Source organism: Thalassolituus sp. (genome assembly GCF_034111725.1).
Classification (GTDB): domain Bacteria; phylum Pseudomonadota; class Gammaproteobacteria; order Pseudomonadales; family Oceanobacteraceae; genus Thalassolituus.
The window spans coordinates 37,347-56,245 of sequence record NZ_JAWUWR010000055.1 but is presented as its reverse complement, the minus strand read 5'-3'; the positions used below and the strand labels follow the sequence as shown (position 1 = coordinate 56,245).

At 43.5% G+C, this 18,899-nt stretch carries 18 protein-coding genes; 15 read left to right on the top strand and 3 right to left on the bottom strand.

What is annotated here, in order from left to right:
• The first annotated feature begins 57 nt into the window (after positions 1-57).
• Both UXZ23_RS09335 and UXZ23_RS09330 read left to right on the top strand, forming a co-directional pair.
• Positions 58-363 carry a hypothetical protein gene (locus UXZ23_RS09335; RefSeq protein WP_320820320.1) on the top strand — a complete coding sequence of 102 codons (306 nt, stop codon included), beginning with the start codon at positions 58-60 and terminating at the stop codon, positions 361-363.
• Positions 356-1,447 (top strand): HigA family addiction module antitoxin, encoded by a 1,092-nt coding sequence (locus tag UXZ23_RS09330; RefSeq protein WP_320820319.1) that lies wholly within the window; start codon positions 356-358, stop codon positions 1,445-1,447. The genes UXZ23_RS09335 and UXZ23_RS09330 overlap by 8 nt, the downstream gene beginning before the upstream one ends.
• A gap of 40 nt (positions 1,448-1,487) precedes the next feature.
• On the opposite strand, the gene UXZ23_RS09325 is transcribed toward UXZ23_RS09330, so the two are convergent.
• A complete protein-coding gene (locus UXZ23_RS09325) occupies positions 1,488-2,888 on the bottom strand; it encodes a PLP-dependent aminotransferase family protein (RefSeq protein ID WP_320820318.1) in 1,401 nt (466 codons plus the stop codon).
• 374 nt (positions 2,889-3,262) lie between these two features.
• On the opposite strand from UXZ23_RS09325, the gene UXZ23_RS09320 reads away from it, so the two are divergent.
• From UXZ23_RS09320 to UXZ23_RS09285, 8 genes are all read left to right on the top strand, one after another.
• Positions 3,263-3,745: an MSMEG_0572/Sll0783 family nitrogen starvation response protein gene (locus UXZ23_RS09320; RefSeq protein WP_320820317.1), complete on the top strand. Its 483-nt coding sequence runs from the start codon at positions 3,263-3,265 to the stop codon at positions 3,743-3,745.
• A gap of 13 nt (positions 3,746-3,758) precedes the next feature.
• Positions 3,759-4,808: a Nit6803 family nitrilase gene (locus tag UXZ23_RS09315; RefSeq protein ID WP_320820316.1), complete on the top strand. Its 1,050-nt coding sequence runs from the start codon at positions 3,759-3,761 to the stop codon at positions 4,806-4,808.
• On the top strand, positions 4,768-5,949 hold the full coding sequence (locus tag UXZ23_RS09310; protein WP_320820315.1) for an MSMEG_0568 family radical SAM protein: 1,182 nt from the start codon (positions 4,768-4,770) through the stop codon (positions 5,947-5,949). Before UXZ23_RS09315 ends, UXZ23_RS09310 begins: the two co-directional genes overlap by 41 nt.
• Before the next feature lie 36 nt (positions 5,950-5,985).
• Entirely contained in the window at positions 5,986-6,597 is a 612-nt protein-coding gene (locus UXZ23_RS09305) for an MSMEG_0567/Sll0786 family nitrogen starvation N-acetyltransferase (protein ID WP_320820314.1), read from the top strand.
• Complete coding sequence (locus tag UXZ23_RS09300; protein ID WP_320820313.1) at positions 6,594-7,619, top strand: sll0787 family AIR synthase-like protein; 1,026 nt, start codon at positions 6,594-6,596, stop codon at positions 7,617-7,619. Before UXZ23_RS09305 ends, UXZ23_RS09300 begins: the two co-directional genes overlap by 4 nt.
• Before the next feature lie 88 nt (positions 7,620-7,707).
• On the top strand, positions 7,708-8,001 hold the full coding sequence (locus tag UXZ23_RS09295) for an MSMEG_0570 family nitrogen starvation response protein (RefSeq protein WP_320820312.1): 294 nt from the start codon (positions 7,708-7,710) through the stop codon (positions 7,999-8,001).
• A gap of 81 nt (positions 8,002-8,082) precedes the next feature.
• A complete protein-coding gene (locus UXZ23_RS09290) occupies positions 8,083-9,372 on the top strand; it encodes an MSMEG_0569 family flavin-dependent oxidoreductase (protein ID WP_320820311.1) in 1,290 nt (429 codons plus the stop codon).
• 141 nt (positions 9,373-9,513) lie between these two features.
• Positions 9,514-10,401 (top strand): DUF4382 domain-containing protein, encoded by an 888-nt coding sequence (locus UXZ23_RS09285; RefSeq protein ID WP_320820310.1) that lies wholly within the window; start codon positions 9,514-9,516, stop codon positions 10,399-10,401.
• Between the two features lie 127 nt (positions 10,402-10,528).
• On the opposite strand, the gene UXZ23_RS09280 is transcribed toward UXZ23_RS09285, so the two are convergent.
• Positions 10,529-11,227, bottom strand: coding sequence for an oleate hydratase (locus UXZ23_RS09280; protein WP_320820373.1), 699 nt, complete (start codon positions 11,225-11,227; stop codon positions 10,529-10,531).
• A 39-nt stretch (positions 11,228-11,266) separates the two neighbouring features.
• A complete protein-coding gene (locus tag UXZ23_RS09275) occupies positions 11,267-11,407 on the bottom strand; it encodes a hypothetical protein (RefSeq protein ID WP_320820309.1) in 141 nt (46 codons plus the stop codon).
• Between the two features lie 641 nt (positions 11,408-12,048).
• On the opposite strand from UXZ23_RS09275, the gene UXZ23_RS09270 reads away from it, so the two are divergent.
• From UXZ23_RS09270 to UXZ23_RS09250, 5 genes are all read left to right on the top strand, one after another.
• Positions 12,049-12,339: a helix-turn-helix domain-containing protein gene (locus tag UXZ23_RS09270; protein WP_320820308.1), complete on the top strand. Its 291-nt coding sequence runs from the start codon at positions 12,049-12,051 to the stop codon at positions 12,337-12,339.
• A 466-nt stretch (positions 12,340-12,805) separates the two neighbouring features.
• Positions 12,806-13,309 carry a hypothetical protein gene (locus UXZ23_RS09265; protein WP_320820307.1) on the top strand — a complete coding sequence of 168 codons (504 nt, stop codon included), beginning with the start codon at positions 12,806-12,808 and terminating at the stop codon, positions 13,307-13,309.
• A 4-nt stretch (positions 13,310-13,313) separates the two neighbouring features.
• Positions 13,314-14,093, top strand: coding sequence for a hypothetical protein (locus UXZ23_RS09260; RefSeq protein WP_320820306.1), 780 nt, complete (start codon positions 13,314-13,316; stop codon positions 14,091-14,093).
• Positions 14,090-15,367: a radical SAM/SPASM domain-containing protein gene (locus tag UXZ23_RS09255; RefSeq protein WP_320820305.1), complete on the top strand. Its 1,278-nt coding sequence runs from the start codon at positions 14,090-14,092 to the stop codon at positions 15,365-15,367. The genes UXZ23_RS09260 and UXZ23_RS09255 overlap by 4 nt, the downstream gene beginning before the upstream one ends.
• On the top strand, positions 15,342-18,884 hold the full coding sequence (locus tag UXZ23_RS09250; RefSeq protein ID WP_320820304.1) for an ATP-binding cassette domain-containing protein: 3,543 nt from the start codon (positions 15,342-15,344) through the stop codon (positions 18,882-18,884). The genes UXZ23_RS09255 and UXZ23_RS09250 overlap by 26 nt, the downstream gene beginning before the upstream one ends.
• Positions 18,885-18,899 lie beyond the last annotated feature (15 nt).

The following is an 18,899-nucleotide window of genomic DNA, read 5'->3' as shown; positions in this document are numbered from 1 at the left end:
TAATAGGTTATGTTTTCCATGGATATTTAATTCTAAAGTAAAAAACTCAAGAAGCAAATGGAGCTGACTAAAGAAATGGTCAAGGTTCATGGTTCTTTGCGAGCGAAGAAATTAAGGCTGATATTGACTGCCTTGCGTGCAGCACCGAGTTTGGCTGCATTTGCGCCGCCGTATAGTCCCCCTCACAGATGTCATGAGCTGACTGGCAATCTGAAAGAAAAATTAAGTTTAGATTTAGATCATCCGTATCGGTTGCTGTTTGTACCTGACCATGAGCCTTTACCGAGAAGAGAAGAAGGCGGGTTAGATTGGAGCAAGATGACAGCCGTTACAATCACAGGAGTGGAGAATACTCATGGTTAATAAAGTAGAGGGCGTCTATACCCCTGACTATGCTGTGACCCCAGGTGAAATGCTGGAATACGAAATGGAAGCTCGCGGTATGACCCAGCAGGAGTTAGTGCGTCGTACAGGTGTATCAGCCAAACACATCAATGAACTGTTAAGTAGAAAATCTCCCATTAGTCCGACGATGGCTATTAAACTGGAGCGTGCTATTGGTATGCCTGCTCAATATTGGTTAAATCTTGAAGCAAATTACCAAGAAGTGGTCGCGAGGCTAGAAGAAGAAAAACTGCTTGAGGCTGATTTGGGCTGGTTGGCCAATATACCTTATCGCAAGATGGTTAGCTTTGGTTGGGTAGCGGATATTAAAGATACGAAAGGGCGGTTGAGCGAAGTCTTGCGCTTTTTTGGTATTGCCAGTGTGAGGCAATGGCAACAAATGTGGCCAAATCTGAGTGTTGCATACCGTCAAACTCAAAAATATGACGTGTCCCCAGAAGCGGTTTCCGCTTGGTTACGTCAAGGAGAGATACAAGCTGGTCAATTGAATTGCCGGCCGTTCGATAAGAAAGCATTTCGAGCGGCGCTGGATGATATTCGGTCTTTGTCTACCAAGTCTCCAGATGTGTTTTTGCCTGAGCTTAAACAGCTATGTGCGGGTGCAGGTGTGGCCGTAGTATTTGTGCCTTGCTTGCCAAAAACCGGTGTAAGTGGTGCGACACGCTGGATTAATAAAGATAAAGCTATTATTCAATTAAGCTTGCATTACAAAAGCGATGATCATTTGTGGTTTACCTTTTTCCATGAAGCAGGCCACATTTTATTGCACGGTAAAAAAGAAATGTTCTTAGAAGGTACTAACGGACTAGACAACGAAAAAGAAGAAGAAGCCAACAGGTTTGCCAGTAATGAATTGATATCAGGCAAAGCGCTTAAAGCATTTATTGATCAACATAAGCCCACAAAAGATAACATTACTTGTTTTGCAGATGAGGTTGGTATTTCTGCTGGCATTGTTGTTGGCCAGTTGCAGCATAGAGGCATACTGCCTAGAGCGCATTGCAACGATTTGAAGCAATTTTATACGTGGGATCACGAGTAAATAAAGTAGTGTTCAGAATTCTGAACGCTACTTATAAAAATCAATGCATCCCCGTTGCCATAAAGCTCGGCTGCTGAATTAAATCCATCACTTGATGCAGATTTTCTTCCCATTGCTCACGACTAATTGGCCCGCCAAAGCAGAGTCGCAGTGCATTGGGTGGATTATTGTCGGTTGAGAAGGCGGCGCTAGACACGGCACTAACGCCAATATGACGCAGTTGCACCGCCAGTTCTGAACAGCTCCAGTCGGAGGTTTTGGGGATGGTCAGCCAAAGATGGAAGGCGCCATCGGCGGAGCGAATATTGCGTTTGCCCAGTCTTTCTTCGGCGATACGCAGGCGTGCAATCGCTTCTCTGCGAATACTTTTCAGCATTTGTTCGGCACTGCCATCCAGTATCCATTGGCTGACTAAGGCATCGGTCAATGGGCTCGACATCACGTGTAATGCCCGCATGGCGCCAGAAATTCGCTGACTATGGCGTTTGCCTGGGGTGTATAAAAAGGCCGAGCGTACGCCGGGGCCAAAGCATTTTGAAGTGCCGGTGATATACCAGGTTAATTCGGGTGCTAATTCGGCGAAGCTAACCGGCGCTTCCTCGGCGAGCATGGTGTAGGCCTCGTCTTCAATAATGGGAATGCTGTAGCGCAAACAAACATCGGCAATGGCTTGGCGGCGGTTAAGGCTCATGGTTGTGGTGGTTGGGTTCTGAATGGTCGGGTTCAGATAAATAGCACCGACATTGCCGTGTTTACATATTTCTTCAAATGGCCGCACCAACGGGCCATCCGAATCTCGCTCTAACGAATGCAGCTGAATACCAAGGTGCGCGGCGATGGCTTTAATGCCTGGGTAGGCCAAGCTTTCGACACACATGACTTGGTGCTTTTCAATCAGCGTTGTCATTAAGCCGACTAGCGCCGAGTGAATGCCCGGGCAAATAAGCACCTGATCCAGAACGGGGTTGGGTAAGCGTCGATCCAACCAAATCAGCGCGGCTTCCTTGTTCTCGCGAGTGCCGCCAAAGGCTTGATAACGCAACATAGGGTAAATATCACGTTGTGCCAGCACGCTAATGGCGCTGTTACGCAGCTGCTCGACTAAGGTTGGAATGCTCGGTTCAACGGCTAAGTTCATGGTCATTTCGTAGCTGCCGAGGCTAGGGCGAACCGTTGCCGTTTTGCCTTTGACGAAGGTACCAGAGCCGGGGTGGGAGTCGATCAAGCCGCGAGTCTTGGCTTCGGCATAGGCGCGAGCTGCGGTGGTGTAGTTAATGCCCGTGGCTTTGGCGAGATCCCGTAGTGCCGGCAGGCGATCTCGCGCTTGTAAGCGGCCACTATCAATATCTTCGCCAATAAGGTCGGCAATCAGTCGATACGCCGGAATCCCCGCACTGCCTTTCATACGTCGCGCCCAGCGCGTTAACTCGGTGTTTTTCATGTCTGTTCGATCCGTATTCACATTCTTTGGCTTAGTGTAATGCAATCAATTTAATAATGATCGCATCAAATTGATCGTGTTGTATCTATATAACTGCATTCTTATTTAGGTGGCGTTTTGATGAGGCATTATCGCAATAAATGCGCTGATCTTGTGCATAAAACTTGAGTTCATTGATCGGGTATTGATTGCATTTTGTACAGTTGAAAATTTTTTTTCGTTTTTTAAAAGTTCATCTGTTGTGATTGATTGGGTTTTTATTGCAATCACTTGGTAAGTGTTTGGCCCCTTCATTGCTAAGTATAGATTGCATCGATTGATTGCATATCGTGTATGCGACGCAATCGAACTCAAAATCAATTAGGAGCAAAACCATGCCACAAGTAACCCAACCAATGCACAAGTCAGGTGATTTTTTCGTCGATTACGAAGAAAAAGTATTTGAGGATGTGAAGGCCCGCGAAGGCGAAAAAGCCTTAGTGACCTTTCACACGGTAGCCTTCGAAGGTTCTATTGGTCTGGTCAATATGCTGCAAGCAACGCGCTTATTGCGTAAGGGCTATGAGACTTCCATTTTATTGTATGGCCCGGGCGTTACCCTTGGCTTGCAACGCGGCTTTCCAACCTTAGGTGATGAAGCGTTTCCGGGTCATCTGAACTACGCCAATCAATTAACCAAATTCATGTCAGAAGGCGGCAAAGTGTATTGCTGTCGTTTTGCCCTACAAGCCCTTTATGGCCACGGTGAGCCGAGCCTAATTGAAGGCATTCGTCCGATTAATCCGCTCGATGTGATGGATCTGAAACTGCTTCACATGCGTGATGATGCGGTGATTATCGACACTTGGACATTATAAAAGGGCTGATGTCATGACCAGAATGGTTAGGGCAGCGGCTGTTCAAATCGCTCCGGATCTTCGGAGCGTTAACGGAACGCTGACCAAAGTGTTGAATGCGATGGAAGACGCAGCCGCCCAAGGGGTTGAGCTGATTGTCTTTCCAGAAACATTTGTTCCCTACTATCCGTATTTCTCGTTTGTGTACCCCGCGGTTGCTTGCGGGCCTGAGCACCTGCGCCTGTATGAAGAAGCCGTCGTGGTGCCCGGCCCAATTACCGATGCTGTGGCCAAGCAGGCTGCTCAATACGGCATGACCGTGGTGTTGGGTGTTAATGAGCGCGACCACGGCACGCTCTACAACACTCAGCTCATTTTTGATGCCGATGGCCGGTTGGTATTAAAGCGTCGCAAAATCACACCGACCTACCACGAGCGCATGATCTGGGGGCAAGGTGATGCCTCGGGTTTAAAAGTGGCGAATACGGCGGTTGGGCGCGTGGGAGCGCTCGCCTGTTGGGAGCATTACAACCCGCTGGCACGCTACGCCTTAATGACTCAGCACGAACAAATTCACTGCAGCCAATTTCCCGGTTCATTGGTTGGGCCGGTCTTTGCCGATCAAATTGAAGCCACGATTCGTCACCACGCACTGGAGTCTGGCTGCTTTGTGGTGAATTCCACCGGCTGGCTGACGGATGAACAGATTGAGTCGATTACCCCTGACGAGAAGTTACAAACAGCGCTCAGAGGCGGCTGTAATACCGCGATTATTTCGCCGGAAGGTAAGCACTTAGCGCCAGCCATTACGGAAGGTGAAGGCATGGTGGTCGCGGATCTCAATTTTAATTTGATTACCAAGCGTAAACGCATGATGGATTCGGTCGGTCATTACGCCCGCCCTGAGTTATTGCGGCTGGCGATTAACGATCAAGCGTCTCGCTATAGCGAACCGTTTGGCCAATCTATGTCTTCAGCGGGGTCTTCTACAGACATGGCGACCGCAGCAACCGGCGCAGAGCCCAATTTAGAAGGAGAGCAGTATGAATCAAGCAAACGCAACACAGCACCGTTTGATTACTGAGCTACAGACACGCGGCTTGCGCCTGACGCACCCAGAGCAACGCCATGTCGCTCGACGCGGTGGTGCTGGGCCATCTGATCATCAGGCGGTCACCATTGATGGCACGACGGTGATGGTGCCTATTTTTACTGAGTCTGCTTGGCTGTCGCCATTTTCTGTCGATAGCGCAGGCCCAGGTGAGCAGGTGATTAGCTATGCGGGCGACGCCGGTGAGCTTATTCCGCTGAAAAATATCAGCTTCGCCAGTACACCGCGTTTTTACGAGGGTCAGACTGCGGATGGTGTGCCGTATTCGCATATCGCCACCCTGCATAGCCGCGATGTACTGGCCACCACCATTTTGCAAACCTGCATTCGTTACGAAAGCCGCAAAAAAGCCTGCAAATTTTGCTCAATTGGTCAGTCACTGCGCGCCGGTCGAACAATCGCGCAGAAAACACCAGAGCAGCTCGCTGAGGTAGCTAAAGCCGCGGTGGAATTGGATGGCATTAGCCAAATGATTATGACCACAGGCACGCCAGCAACGCCGGATCGTGGTGCCAAAGTCTTGGTTGAAAGTGCGCGTGCTATCAAGGCAGTGGTGGATATTCCGATTCAAGGGCAGTGTGAGCCTCCGGCCGACCCCCGTTGGTATCAACAAATGAAAGATGCCGGCATTGATAGCTTGGGCATGCACTTGGAAGTATTGGGGCAACAGCTGCGTGAAGAAATACTGCCCGGCAAAGCAGAAGACACATTGGAAGACTATTTTCAGGCATTTAAACAGGCCGTTGCCGTGTTTGGACGCGGACAAGTGAGTACCTACATTTTGGCGGGATTAGGTGACAGCGCCGACTATATTTTGGCCGTAAGTCAGGAGCTCATTGAGATTGGCGTGTACCCCTTTGTGGTGCCGTTTGTGCCGATTAGAGGAACGCCGTTAGAGGACCATCCATCACCATCAGCGGAATTTATGGAAGCCATTCTTAAGCCTTTGGGCAAACGTCTTTACGACGCGGGAATGACAGCCGAAACGGCCAAGGCCGGGTGTGGTAAATGCGGTGCTTGTTCGACGCTGTCTCACTATGAAAAAGCGGCCGCGCATGAACCTGATAATAGCGCCCAAACCACGGAAAAAATGCCGACGTTAGCGTACGGCTAATGATTAACAATGTGAACGTGAAATAAGGAGCAGGCCATGAGTTATCTCGACTATTCCGATTACACCATTAAATGGGCAACTCTGCCGTGGGAAGTTGATCAGGCAATGGCGTTGCGCCGCCGAGTATTTTGCGACGAACAGGGTATTTTTGCCGCGGATGATCGCGACAGCATCGACGACCGTGCGCGCATATTAGTCGCACTGGGCAATAGCGGCGGCTGGCATGATCAAGTGCTCGGTACGGTGCGCATTCACCAAGAGGGTGAGCATCTTTGGTATGGCTCGCGACTGGCGGTTGAACCAGAATTTCGTAGCCATGATCAACTCGGAAAAATGCTTATTAAACTCGCGGTCAGCAGCGCCCATGCGCTTGGTTGCGAGTGTTTTATGGCCTTAGTGCAACAGCAGAATGAAATCTTATTTCAGCGTTTAAATTGGCAAACCCGAGGCTATCGCGAGATGTTTGGTCTTTCTCACGCACTCATGGAAGCTGACCTTAACGCCTATCCCCCTTGCTACACACCAAATAGCGGTTTTGTTTTAAAAGCACGCAAGCAAAACAAACACGAGACCTTCTGGCCGGGATTATTCGAGATGGCTGTGACAGCGACAAATGAGTCTGCCGCCAAGCAGGAACTACTGGGATGAACAGTAAAATGCCTACATCCATCACATCAAGACTTGCGGGAATAACCGCGAGCGTAACGACATTAGATTCCTTGCTGCAAACCGTTGCACAACGAAGTGGAATTAGTTTGAAGCAAGATATTGCCGCGGTCAGTAAACGTCTGGCCGCGCTGCCAGACGGCTGGCACGCCAATGGCGACGATACCGCCGCGATACCGTTAGGCGTCAACGCCGAACACGGTTATCAGCTATTGGCCATTGAAGGCATGCAGGGCAGCTTAGTAACAGAGCAACCTTGGTTCGCTGGCTGGTGCGCTGTGATGGTTAATTGCAGCGATATTGCGGCCATGGGCGGACGGCCAACGGCGGTCGTTGATGCCTTATGGTGTAACGGCGATAGCCCTATGCTGGCTGAACTGTTGCGGGGCATGCGCGATGCATCGGAGCATCTCGGTGTCCCCATTGTTGGCGGCCACACAAATTTGCGCTCGGGTGACGCCAACTTGGCCGTCTCTATTCTTGGGCACGCCAATAAATTACTCAGTAGTTTTGCTGCGCGCCCTGGGCACTTATTAGTTGCCGCGATTGATCAACGCGGTGCCTTTCAAGGCAAAAGTCTTAATTGGAATGCAGCGACTAGCGCTCCGGCGGAACGCTTGCGCGGCGATCTGGAATTATTGCCAAGCATTGCCGAGCAGCAGTTGGCGCTGGCGTGCAAAGATATTAGCCAAGCAGGCTTGCTCGGCACCACGATTATGCTGCTCGAAAGTTCGGGCTGTGGTGCCGACATCGATCTCGCGGCTATTCCAAAACCAGAAGGTGTTGCCATGGAGGATTGGTTATGTGCCTTTCCTAGTTTTGGCTATTTATTAACGACAACACCAGAGCAATTACCGCAATTATTAGCCACTTTTAAAAATCGCGATATTAACGCTGCTGTAATTGGTGAAATAAATGCGAGTCGAGAACTATGGGTGTCGCAAGACACTCGAAGGAGCCTATTTTATGACCTCAATACAACCGAATTAACCGGCTTTAGCTAACCGTTTCTTTAAGCGGTTTTAGCTGCTTTTAATTATTCAATTTATTTAAAAAATATAGCAGCCAAAGTGGCTCGCTAGGGAGACCTATATGCCCGCAGTTAATTTTCACGTGCGTTGGCCGGATGGTAAAGAAGAAAAATGCTATTCGCCATCGACGGTTATATATGACTACTTCAAACCTGGCGATGCCATGCCAATGAGCGAATTTATACGCCGAGCAGACGAAGCATTAACGCTTGCCAGTGAGCGCGTCGCCAGTCGTTATGGTTATCGCTGCTCCAGTGCAGCTGACCAGTTAAGTCAATTAAAACGGCGCGTAACAGAATTTAAAGATCAAGGGCGGGAAGTTGTCGTGATGTCGATGAGTGAAATTTCTCATTGATATTGATGCCCATTAAATAACGCTTTATAGCGACTTAATATTTATTGCCAAAAATAAAGGCAAAACAGAAGAGACAGAATTATGAGCACAAATAAAAAACAACATTTTCAAGTTATCATCGTTGGCGGTGGCCAAGCGGGCTTGAGCATGAGCTACTTTCTGCAACAGGCTAACATGAGTCATGTTGTACTTGAAAAAAATACCATCATGCATGGCTGGAAACATGAGCGTTGGGACTCCTTCACCTTAGTGACGCCAAATTGGCAGTGCGACTTACCGGGTTTACCTTACGATGGTGACGACCCCAAAGGCTTTATGACGTGGAAGCAAACCGTCGCTTGGTTAGAACGCTTTGCTGCAAAATTAAATGCCCCAGTACGTGAAGGCGTGACAGTAAAAATGGTAACGACAGATGACAGTGGCCTTTACCATCTGAGCACCAGCGACGGCGAATATACCGCCGATCAAGTTGTGGTCTCGTCCGGTGGTTATCATGTACCCATAGTGCCGCGCATGGCTGAGCGTATTCCCAGTTCAATCAGACAAGTGCACTCGGTAGAGTATAAAAATGCCGCGCAATTGCCCGAAGGCGCTGTGCTGGTGGTGGGTTCAGGGCAATCCGGTGCGCAAATCGCAGAAGACCTACACCTTGAAGGACGCAAAGTATTTTTAGCCACGGGCGATGCGCCACGGGTTGCGCGCTTCTATCGCGGTAAAGACGTGGTCGAATGGCTAGACGACATGGGCTATTACCAGATGTCGGTGAATGAACACTCGCTCGGTAAAAACGTGCGCAATAATACCAATCATTATGTGACAGGGCGTGACGGTGGTCGCGATATTGACCTGCGTAAATTCGCGTTAGAAGGCATGGAGCTTTATGGCTTAATGACAGACTACGATGGCGATAATTTGATTTTTCAGCCAAATTTAAACACCAACCTTAAAACCGCCGACGACACCTACAACAACATCAATGCTCGTATTGACCAGTGGATAGAAAAGCAAGGGATAGAAACCGCAGAAGGCCCTTCTGTTTATTCTCCTTTATGGGAATTACCAGAAGAACGTACCTCGTTAAATCTGGCTGCGTCAGGCATTACCAGTATTATTTGGTGTATTGGTTTCAGGCCCGATTTCGGTTGGTTAGATGCCCCGGTATTTAATGGTCAAGGTCATCCTAAACACGAACGCGGTGTGACTGCCCAGCCGGGCTTGTATTTTATTGGCTTACCTTGGTTGCATACTTGGGGGTCAGGCCGTTTTTCTGGCGTAAAGCAAGATGCGGAATACCTATGTGGATATATGCAAAAATATCAGACTAAACCTGTGAAGCTATTTGATCGTATTAAAGAAACGCTGAGTGCCTAAAAGCACCGTACTACTCGATTTAGGCAAAAATAAAAGAGGCCAGTAGGGTGAATTTACTTACTGGCCGCTATCTTTAGAACCTTTCTATTATACTGTTGTCTACTTAACAAGATTTCAGTTAGGTCAATTAAGGATATAAATATGTTTTTTCCTAAAGTTTTTACACCTGCCGTTATGACAGTTGCTGTTTCTGCTGCATTTTTAACCGGTTGTGGCGGTGATAATAGCGCTAGCAATACAGGTAAAGTCTCCATGCAAATAACGGATGCTCCTGTGGATGGCGCTGTTGCTGTGTATGTGAAATTTTCAGGTGTGGTATTCGTTGCTGAAAATGAAGATAATAAGGAAGTCATTTTTGATGAGCCAAAACGAATCAATCTGCTCGATTTTCAGAATGGTGAAGTGTACAGCTTCTTAAATGAAGTTGAGTTACCTGCCGGACGTTATAATCAAATTCGGTTATTGGTCGATACCGATGAAAATAACGACACTGTTATTGAACTCGCCGATGGTACTTATGAGTTAACTATCCCTAGTGGTGATCAGACTGGTCTTAAATTAGTGAGTGGTTTTACGGTGAATACCGATGAAACGGTATCCTTCACTCTAGACTTTGACTTGCGTAAATCGATTACGGTTACCGGTAATGGTGAGTATAAATTACGTCCAACCATTCGCATCGTTGATACAACGGAAGCGGCCTTTATATCAGGAACAATAGCGTCAGGACTTTGTGCAGCGGACGATCAGCTTGCTGTTTACGTGTACGAGGGGGATGTCTCTCAGCCAGAAGATCTAGGCGCAGAAGCTGAGCCTTTGGCGACTGCCTCTGTAGCAACAGATTTAACCTACACAGCATCATTCTTAGCGCCTGGAGAATATACACTGGCATTAACATGCGATGCGGATTTGGATGATCCTGAAGTTGATGATGAAGAATTTGGCTCGGGTACTGGTTTTGTCTTTGTCAGTGAACCGATTACCGTCGTTGCAGAACAGACTGCCACTTTAAATATGAATCCGTTATAACGATGGATGTAGCTTATATTTTGGCGTATCAACTTCGAAATTTAATCTAAGCTCGTTAACTTTAGTGTGATAAAAAGCCCAGTTTTAACTGGGCTCTTTATTTTCTATCGTTGTTTTTACTAAAAAATTATTTCTTAATATTGTTAGAAAAGCTCTCGCGCAGATTAGTGATCCAATCTCCTAATGTCTGTAACGCCGCGTTGCCTTTACCTAACAGTTCATGCATTTCTTCTTCAAACCGAGTTTGTTTAGAATCTTCGGCTTCCGGTAACGGCGGTAGAACATGCGAAAAATAGGTTTTATCGAGTAGGCGGTGCAATAAGCGTTCACCGATAAAGGGCTTGCCGCTGTTAAGTGCTCGTGCGCCTTTTAGCATGTGACGAATATCGTACTGGGTGGGGTTAATATCTGGAACTTGCTTAGGAATATTCAGCAATTTATACACACCAATGCGAGCGGTGCGGATAGATGCTTCCATGGTGAAAATAATGTCGTTACGTATTTCCACAAACTGGCCAATCAAACCTAAATTGGTGCATCCTTCTGGCACAGCGTGAGGGCGATCACCTGCAGCGCGAGTCATAAATTGCGCAGTAATATAAGGCATCAGCGCGAGACGTATTTTGGTGTTAGCAACCACGGCTTCTAGCTGATCGCTTATGCCTAGGTGATACCAAAGCTCCGCAAGTATTTCTTTACCAGTCCCATCCATAGAGCCGCCTTCGATATCCATTTCTTCTAAAATGGTAATGTTCGCAGCAGGCATCTGAGCATCACGAATAAGATAAAACGCCGCCGCTAGGCCACCAATCCCACAACCTATAATCCATGCTTTACGCTCTCGATGCCAGGCGTCGGCAAGGTCTTATGGCGCAATGTAATCGTAAGGCGGCAAGGTATTCAGTGGTTGATGATGCCAATAATCCTTCGATGCATCGGGTTCATGCTCGAATCCTTCTGGCGCGGTTGCTGCAATAGTAAACTTCGAAATGTTTTTAATACTCATCACACCGCTTCCTTTCATGGGTGGCGTTGCTTTGAGTTAGGGTGGCACAAGTGGAAAAGGTTTGGGGTGAGCTAGATCAAGGGAAAGGCGGGCGGATTAGATTTGAACGGTCTCAATAATCGTTGAGGTCGCATATATTGCAATAAAAGGATTTAATCGGTATTTCGTGAGTGTTCGCTTACTGGATACGTCTTGCAGTTATGGCCCGCCCGGCAGAATTCGAATCTGCGACCTCTGCCTCCGGAGGGCGAATCGATTTTCGACCTTAAACTACATGGTATTGATTTATAAGCACTTTTTTGGTGTTTTATCACCGCCCACCAGGTAACTTAAAGTAAGCTTACACAATACTGGGTCACAAAAGTTGGATCGAATTTTCAGATTTTTTGACTTCTGCCGACATTTACGATCATTTGGGCGACAGAAAAGCATAGTCAATTAACAGCATAGTAATTGAGCAGCAAAGCCGGAGCAATCAGAGTAGTGACTATTGGTTGCTGTTCTAGCCCTATTCAAGGGTGTTCAATAATAATGAATGTTCCTTGAGCGTCTATGACACTATGTTGAATTTTAAAGAGATATAGCGTTTGAATACGTAGGTCGCTTTGTAGATATTTTATCCCTAGTAGAGGATAAGCCACATGAAAATCACGTCAACTGAACTCCTCGCTAAAGCGATGAGGCAAGCCAGAAAAGATCAACGGCTCTCGAAGGCAGCAATAGCTGATAGAATAGGCATTAAGCAAGCAACCGTATCAGTATTTGAGAATCATCCAGACGGAAGCCATTTAGATATCTTATTCAAATGGCTGTCTGCTTTGGAGCTTGATTTGCAGATAACGAGACGCAATGCCCCACTAGACAAAACTCAGTGGGATCAGGAGTGGCAATTAGGCTGCCCTCAATGGAATACCTGTTTGTGTTCTGGATAAGCGTGCGTCAGGTGCGCTGAGTTTTCGGTATCTAGCTGATAGGTGCAAAGACATTATTCTCGCCCTGTTTCGCTGCCTTTGGCAAGAGGCGCATTACCATGTTCTTATCAAGATCAAAACTTAAAAGCTGATAGAACCTCTGTCGTTATTGTAAGAAAAAAAGATGAATATTAACCACTATTTGATGGGTTTTATCCAGTATTACGAACAGTTCTATCTGAGTCGTATTGTTTAATTTAAAGCTAATGGGGTTAAATAATCATTACTATAGCACATCAGCCCGACGATTCGCATATACTGAACAGTAGTTTATTTTTAGTATAGCTCTGGCAGATTAGAAAGAACTCGTACCGGAGTTTCATGATACTGAGCTCTCAAAATGAGGTGAATCGCTACCAGTTTGAACACAATAGTAGTAATGTTAGTATCAGATATTTGATAGTTGTATAAGGAGGCACAGGCTAATATGAAACATAAGATTGATAAGGCAGTTCTGCAGGAATATCTGGACATAACAAATCAATGGAATTTTGATTTGGCAGTCGAAAAACTGATAGAGAAAGATTCTGGCAAGTGGAATTTAGGGCGAGCGGAAAGTGCACTACTGGGCTACAAGCGTTATATGGCTTTAACAAAAGCTCTTGGTGGGTTGCAGTTAGTACCAAATGCTGACATTGATGAAATCTGGCACATGCACATTCTGGATACTCGTGCATACATGGCTGATTGTGATGAGTTGTTTGGAGAATATCTACATCACTATCCATATTTTGGCATGCTCGGTGAGGAAAATAAAAAAGAGTGGATTCAGGTGCAAAATGAGTCTGATGCATTATGGCAAGACTTATTTGGTGAGCAATTGTATCAGACCGATAGAGAACCCCAAAAGTGTCCTCAAGTATGCCCATGTCATATTGGGGACACCGTAATGACTACTTCAGGGTTAACATCTATTCAAAAGAGCGCTTGATTCAGTGGCTAAAGGTAAGTCATGTAACGACAGAAAACTGTTAAATTTTAATAGCAGGGAAGCCTTTGGTCACAATCAGATATCCTTAGATATTCCATTGATTAACGAGCATGGCTATCAAGTCATACGTCGATATGGGACAGATATAGTTCGTTTTGAGCAAGATCTTAGTGACCTTTCGAAAGGCAAGTTATTCTATTCAGAGCGAATTGGTAGTATATGCCACCGATATAGAGTATTGCCGGGAAGTAAAAATTTTTCAGAGCAACTAAATTGTGGTGGTTATCATACAGACTTTATGTTTCAGCCCAATCCTCCAGCGTTTATAGCCATGCTTTGCTTAGAACCTGACCCCAAATACCCTTTTTATGGACGCAATCAAGTTGTCAGTCTAGGAAAGTTTATAGAAAAAGTTCAAGATTTGTCTGGCATATCGGAAGAAGATCTTAGAAAACAAAAGCTACATTACAGTTTGCCAGGGCATGGAGAATATAGCCAATCTTTGTTAGATAGCTTAGGTGGGAAAATTATCTTTCGCTTTCATGAGCTACTGATAGACCAGCGTTTCTGCGAAAGTGAATTACTTCCAAAAGAGAACTTCATCAAATTTCTACACTCTGTATTTATGGATGTGTCTGAAGATATTTGCTTAGATCGTGGAGATATTCTCATTGTTTCAAATCACCACGCATTACACCGAAGATCAGAGTGTAGTATTTCTTATATGGGGAGTACTTCTCAAATTAAGTCACGGGAAATGGCGAGTATTCGATTTAACTTATGAAATATATATTTAATGAGAATTTTGACGTCAAGCAAAAAGAGGTTCCATATCATGGGATTGTTGATTTCGTCTTGGGATCCTGTCGAGACGATATCATAGTAATCAATAATGAAGCGAAATCGATAATTGCAAGCGCACAAAAAAATGGCGTGATTGAAGATTCAAACTTCTCTGAAGTAGAAGTTAGCCGGCTGATTAGTGAGGAAATATTAGTTCCTTATGATAAGTCAGAAGACTACCAATCGCCTTTCTTTACTGAGGTTCTGAATTTTTGGTTGCAGGTGACTGATAAGTGTAATTTGGATTGTAGTTATTGTTACATCCCTTCATTAAATAGTAAAAACACTATTAGATCTGACTTATTCGAACTGCTGAATAAGAAAATAATAGAGGTGCCTGGGTTAAAAACAGTAAATCTCAAGATTGCAGGAGGAGAGCCACTTCTTTCATTCTCTAAATGGAAGAAGGGCGTTGTTGAACTCCGCGAAAATCTTCTGAAGGAGAAGATTGAGCTTAACATGAGACTAATATCAAACTTAACGGTGCTAACTGACGAAATGATTGAGTTCTTCAATCATTATCAGGTTTCAGTTTCTATCTCGTTGGATGGTCTCGGTACATTTAATGATAAAAATAGGATATATATTGGCAGTAGGAAAGGAACATATGCAACTATCAAAAAAAATCTCGATAGACTACTTATCAATGATATAAAGCCGAGTGTGATGGTAACAGCAACCTCTGAGAATCGAGAAGGTATACGCGATTTAATAAGTTTCTTAGTAGATCGTGATATTACTTTCAGAATTGCTGATGCTAAAGGTGGGGGGATATCTAGTGATGAGTTTGAATCTCTGATGGATAGTTCAATGAGTGTTCTTAAAGAAGGTGTTAAAGCTAGTTACCCAATAAGTAGAAGAGTCGTATTCTCAGATTTGCGGACTCATTATCCTAGTTCCACTCCATGCTCTATGGGTAAAAATGGTGCTGCAATATATTTAGATGGATCCGTTTATTTTTGCCATACTGAATTTGAGAAAGGAAGCCCCGTTGGTCATCTTGAAGAAAACGAAAATCTTTTGGGCATAATTCGACGAGGAAAAGAAAAGCACTATGGGTTAAGTGATGATTGCCGAAGTTGTGAATATAGGCTCATCTGTGCAGGAGGTTGTCCGTTATATCGGGTGAATGGCAAAAGTCCGATGTGTGGAGCATACAAGAAAATTCTTAAGAGTGTACTCGATTTGTATGATCAGGAAGAATCTGAAGTATAAAATATCAGGGATTAAAGAAAATAATCTCAAAAATCTAGATTTCGAGGGCGAAACTGGTGAAGTGATTGTTATATCTGGCGTGAGTGGTTCGGGAAAATCAACGTTAGTTAATCAAGTCATCGCTGCTGAAGCTAGACGTCAGAGTATTATTCGAAAAAAAACTGACGATATATACTACTATAGTGTGCGCCCATTATTTAGGACGGCGACGAAAATACCAGATCCGGTAATTGTATCGCAAAGGGCAATTACTCCGAGTGTTAGCTCTACTTTTGGAACTAGAACAGGTATCAATAATTTAATAATCAACCTTTTTGTGAAAAAGGGTGAGATTCATCATCTGAAAAAGCTTATTGGTAAGCCCGATATCTCAACAATTATAGAGTTTAGAATTAAATACCATCCAAATGCAACCTTGCTTGGGAGGATATCGAATTATGAGAATGTTAGCCATAGTAAGCTCCTTGCCCTTCTTACGAGCTTGAGTATTGAACATTTATTTATTCGTAATGAAGGTGGTAAGGCAGTTAAAAAGGTAGCTCTAAATAAGCTGCCTAATATCCGACTAGATCGTCATGAAATCTTTATTGATTTAGATCAGAGTCAAAATATAGAATTATTAATTTCTAAGACCCGTGCCACCCCCTTTATAATTAATGATTCGGTGGAATTAGACTGTAGTGAATATGGTTTGTCATTAGACGATGGGAAAAGCTTTAAGTTACCATCAAAACTGCTATTTTCACGCTCCACGATGTCTTCCTTATCTGGTTGCTGCTCCAAATGTGATGGGAGTGGAAGCTATATAACTTATGATTGCTCAAGCGTTATAGATACTAAAGCAATTATTGAAGAGGGATTTTTAAAAGTACCCCTCACTGCATCTGGAAGATATAAGGGTTTTAAGTACCTGCCATCAGGACTTGTCAGGCTCCTAAAAAAGCAGGGTATAAATACTAAAACAAGCTTCTTTGGGCTTTCAAAAATTCAAAAAGATACAGTCATCGATATATTAAATGATAAGTTGTCAAAAAACAGAAATGATCCGTATACAGATAACTTTTATGATGGAGTCCAATGCGAGGAATGTCTTGGGACCGGACTAAACTCTAGCGCCAGAGCTGTCACTATTAATGGTAAAAGTATCGATTTCTTTTTTACTCTTTGTTCTTCAGATTTGCATGAAGAGCTCTTTCAAATCCAATATGAAGATGACTATCTTAAGAAAGCTATGACTGTGCTTTCATATATTTCTAAGCTATCTATTGGTCATATCTCTTTGAATCGATCAACAGCTACATTAAGTTCTGGTGAGCTTCAAAGGTTGAAGCTTTTATCTGTTTTATTAAATAAATATTCGGGGAGGGTTGTCGTTATAGATGAGCCATCTTCAAACCTTCAGTACAAAGATAATCTAAAAATAGTGGGACTGATTAAAGAGCTGAAAGCACGAAATAATAGCGTGATTATTGTTGATCACAATCCTATATACGCTGCTATTGCTGATAGAGAATTGAAAATTGGACCGGGATCAGGTGACTTAGGAGGCAGGTATTGTGAGGTTGCTGATCTCTCTGACAGGATTAATTCATTTAAGGAATTTGAAAATTTAGATTTTCTCAATAAGAAATTTCCGCTTAGAATAATTTCATTTGAAGATCTTAGGAATATAAATTTAAAGAAAGTTAGGATTTTAGAAAAGTCTATTACTGCTGTTATAGGAGCTAGTGGCTCTGGCAAATCTACTCTTTGTAGAGATTTAATCTATCCAGCATTATCGGCTACTGACGAAGTCATGTTTTTTGATAGTAAGCCTGCCCAAGGATCTTTTAATTCGATTGTTGCTACTTATTTAAATGTTTCCGATAGGATGAGGAAATTTTATTCATCTAACATGAAAAGTGATCTGAAAGCGGCTGACTTTAGTTTTAACTCATCTGGTGCTTGTTATCGTTGTGGTGGCCGAGGACTCATTGATGGGCATGTATGTGGTGTTTGTATGGGGAGTCGATTTAAGCCAGATTCAGCATTATTCCAAGTTGAAGGCATGAGTATAATAGATCTGTTATGTTCAGATCTAAAAGAGATACCATTGAATGGTGGGTTCTCATTTCTATATGATGTAGTTCAAGTTTTATATAAATTGTCTCTTTCACATATAAGCCTTGGTCGAGAGACGTCAAGCTTGAGTGGAGGTGAGCTTCAGAGGCTAAAACTAGCAAAATTTATACTCTCTAATAAGAATCGTATAGAGAGTAAGAAATTCTATATGATTTTGGATGAGCCTTGTAGAGGGCTTGATCCAGAGTCTGTTGATTGTTTGTATCAAGCTTTAAATTTTTATCTAAAAGATACGACTGTTATTGTAATTGAGCACAACCCTCAATTCATATACAAGTGTCAATATATTATTGATTTAGGTGAAGGTTCTGGTGTTAAAAACCAGAAAACTGTCGTTCAGGGTTTTGTTGGAGAAAAAGATTTCCCGAGTCTTAATCATTACAATATAATGTCTAAATTAATAAGTGATTATAAAATCAATATTGATACTGAAAATGACCAAGATTTGAATATCGAAGATGATTTTGAAACTAGGAATATCGCAGGTAAAAAAATTGAATTGATTCCACCTTTATTAATTAGTCAGAAAAATTTCGCGCTAGAAGATAAGTATTCAAGAAAATTCATAGCTTACGGCGATGATGATTCATTGTTTTATAGAAATAAAGAATCCCTTCAGGCTGGATTGTCCCATTATACCGAGTTCTTTTATAATCCATTCGTTGTATTTTTAGAAAAATATCCAATTGTACCAGATTCTCTGATTAAAAAGACTGTCAAAAAATTTGATAAAAGCTTAGTTGTATGTTCGACAAACGTTTGGGACTACAAGGTTTGCGCACTATCTTTCGAAGAGGCTTATGTGAAAGGGGGGGGGGTTGTAATTATTTCTACCCAAGATTATAAATACCAATATCATGGTGTTAGATTGTTTAGTGTTCGTGATCGTATAGCCGACAAAGTGTTTCCAGAGAATTTTGCTTTCAACCTTTATAAAAATTCATGTGACTATTGCGAAGGTTATGGATACATTAAATCTTACCCATTCAAACAGTGGATTAAACGTTCTCTTTCTATTCTGGACTCATCATTCATTCCTTATCAAGTTCAGAAGTATATACCAAAGACTGCAATAAATAGATTTTTTAAAGAAGGCCTGTTTGATTTTTCGTTACCATTTAATAAGCTTACGAAACAGGAAATGAATATTCTATTGTATGGTTTTAAGGAATATAAATTTAAAAAGGCTGGTAAACTTGATGATAGTGAATCTAGCTTTATTGAGTGGCGAGGACTGAACTCATACGTTTATCGTAATTCCGTAAAGTTAAGCCCGAAGAAAGATATTAATACATTGCTTCAATTTGTAGAATGTCCTTTTTGCTCTAATGGAATTTCTAATAAATCTGATTATTATAATGTTGATGGCGTACCATTTTCTGATTTTCTAAAGTGAATTATTTGTATTATG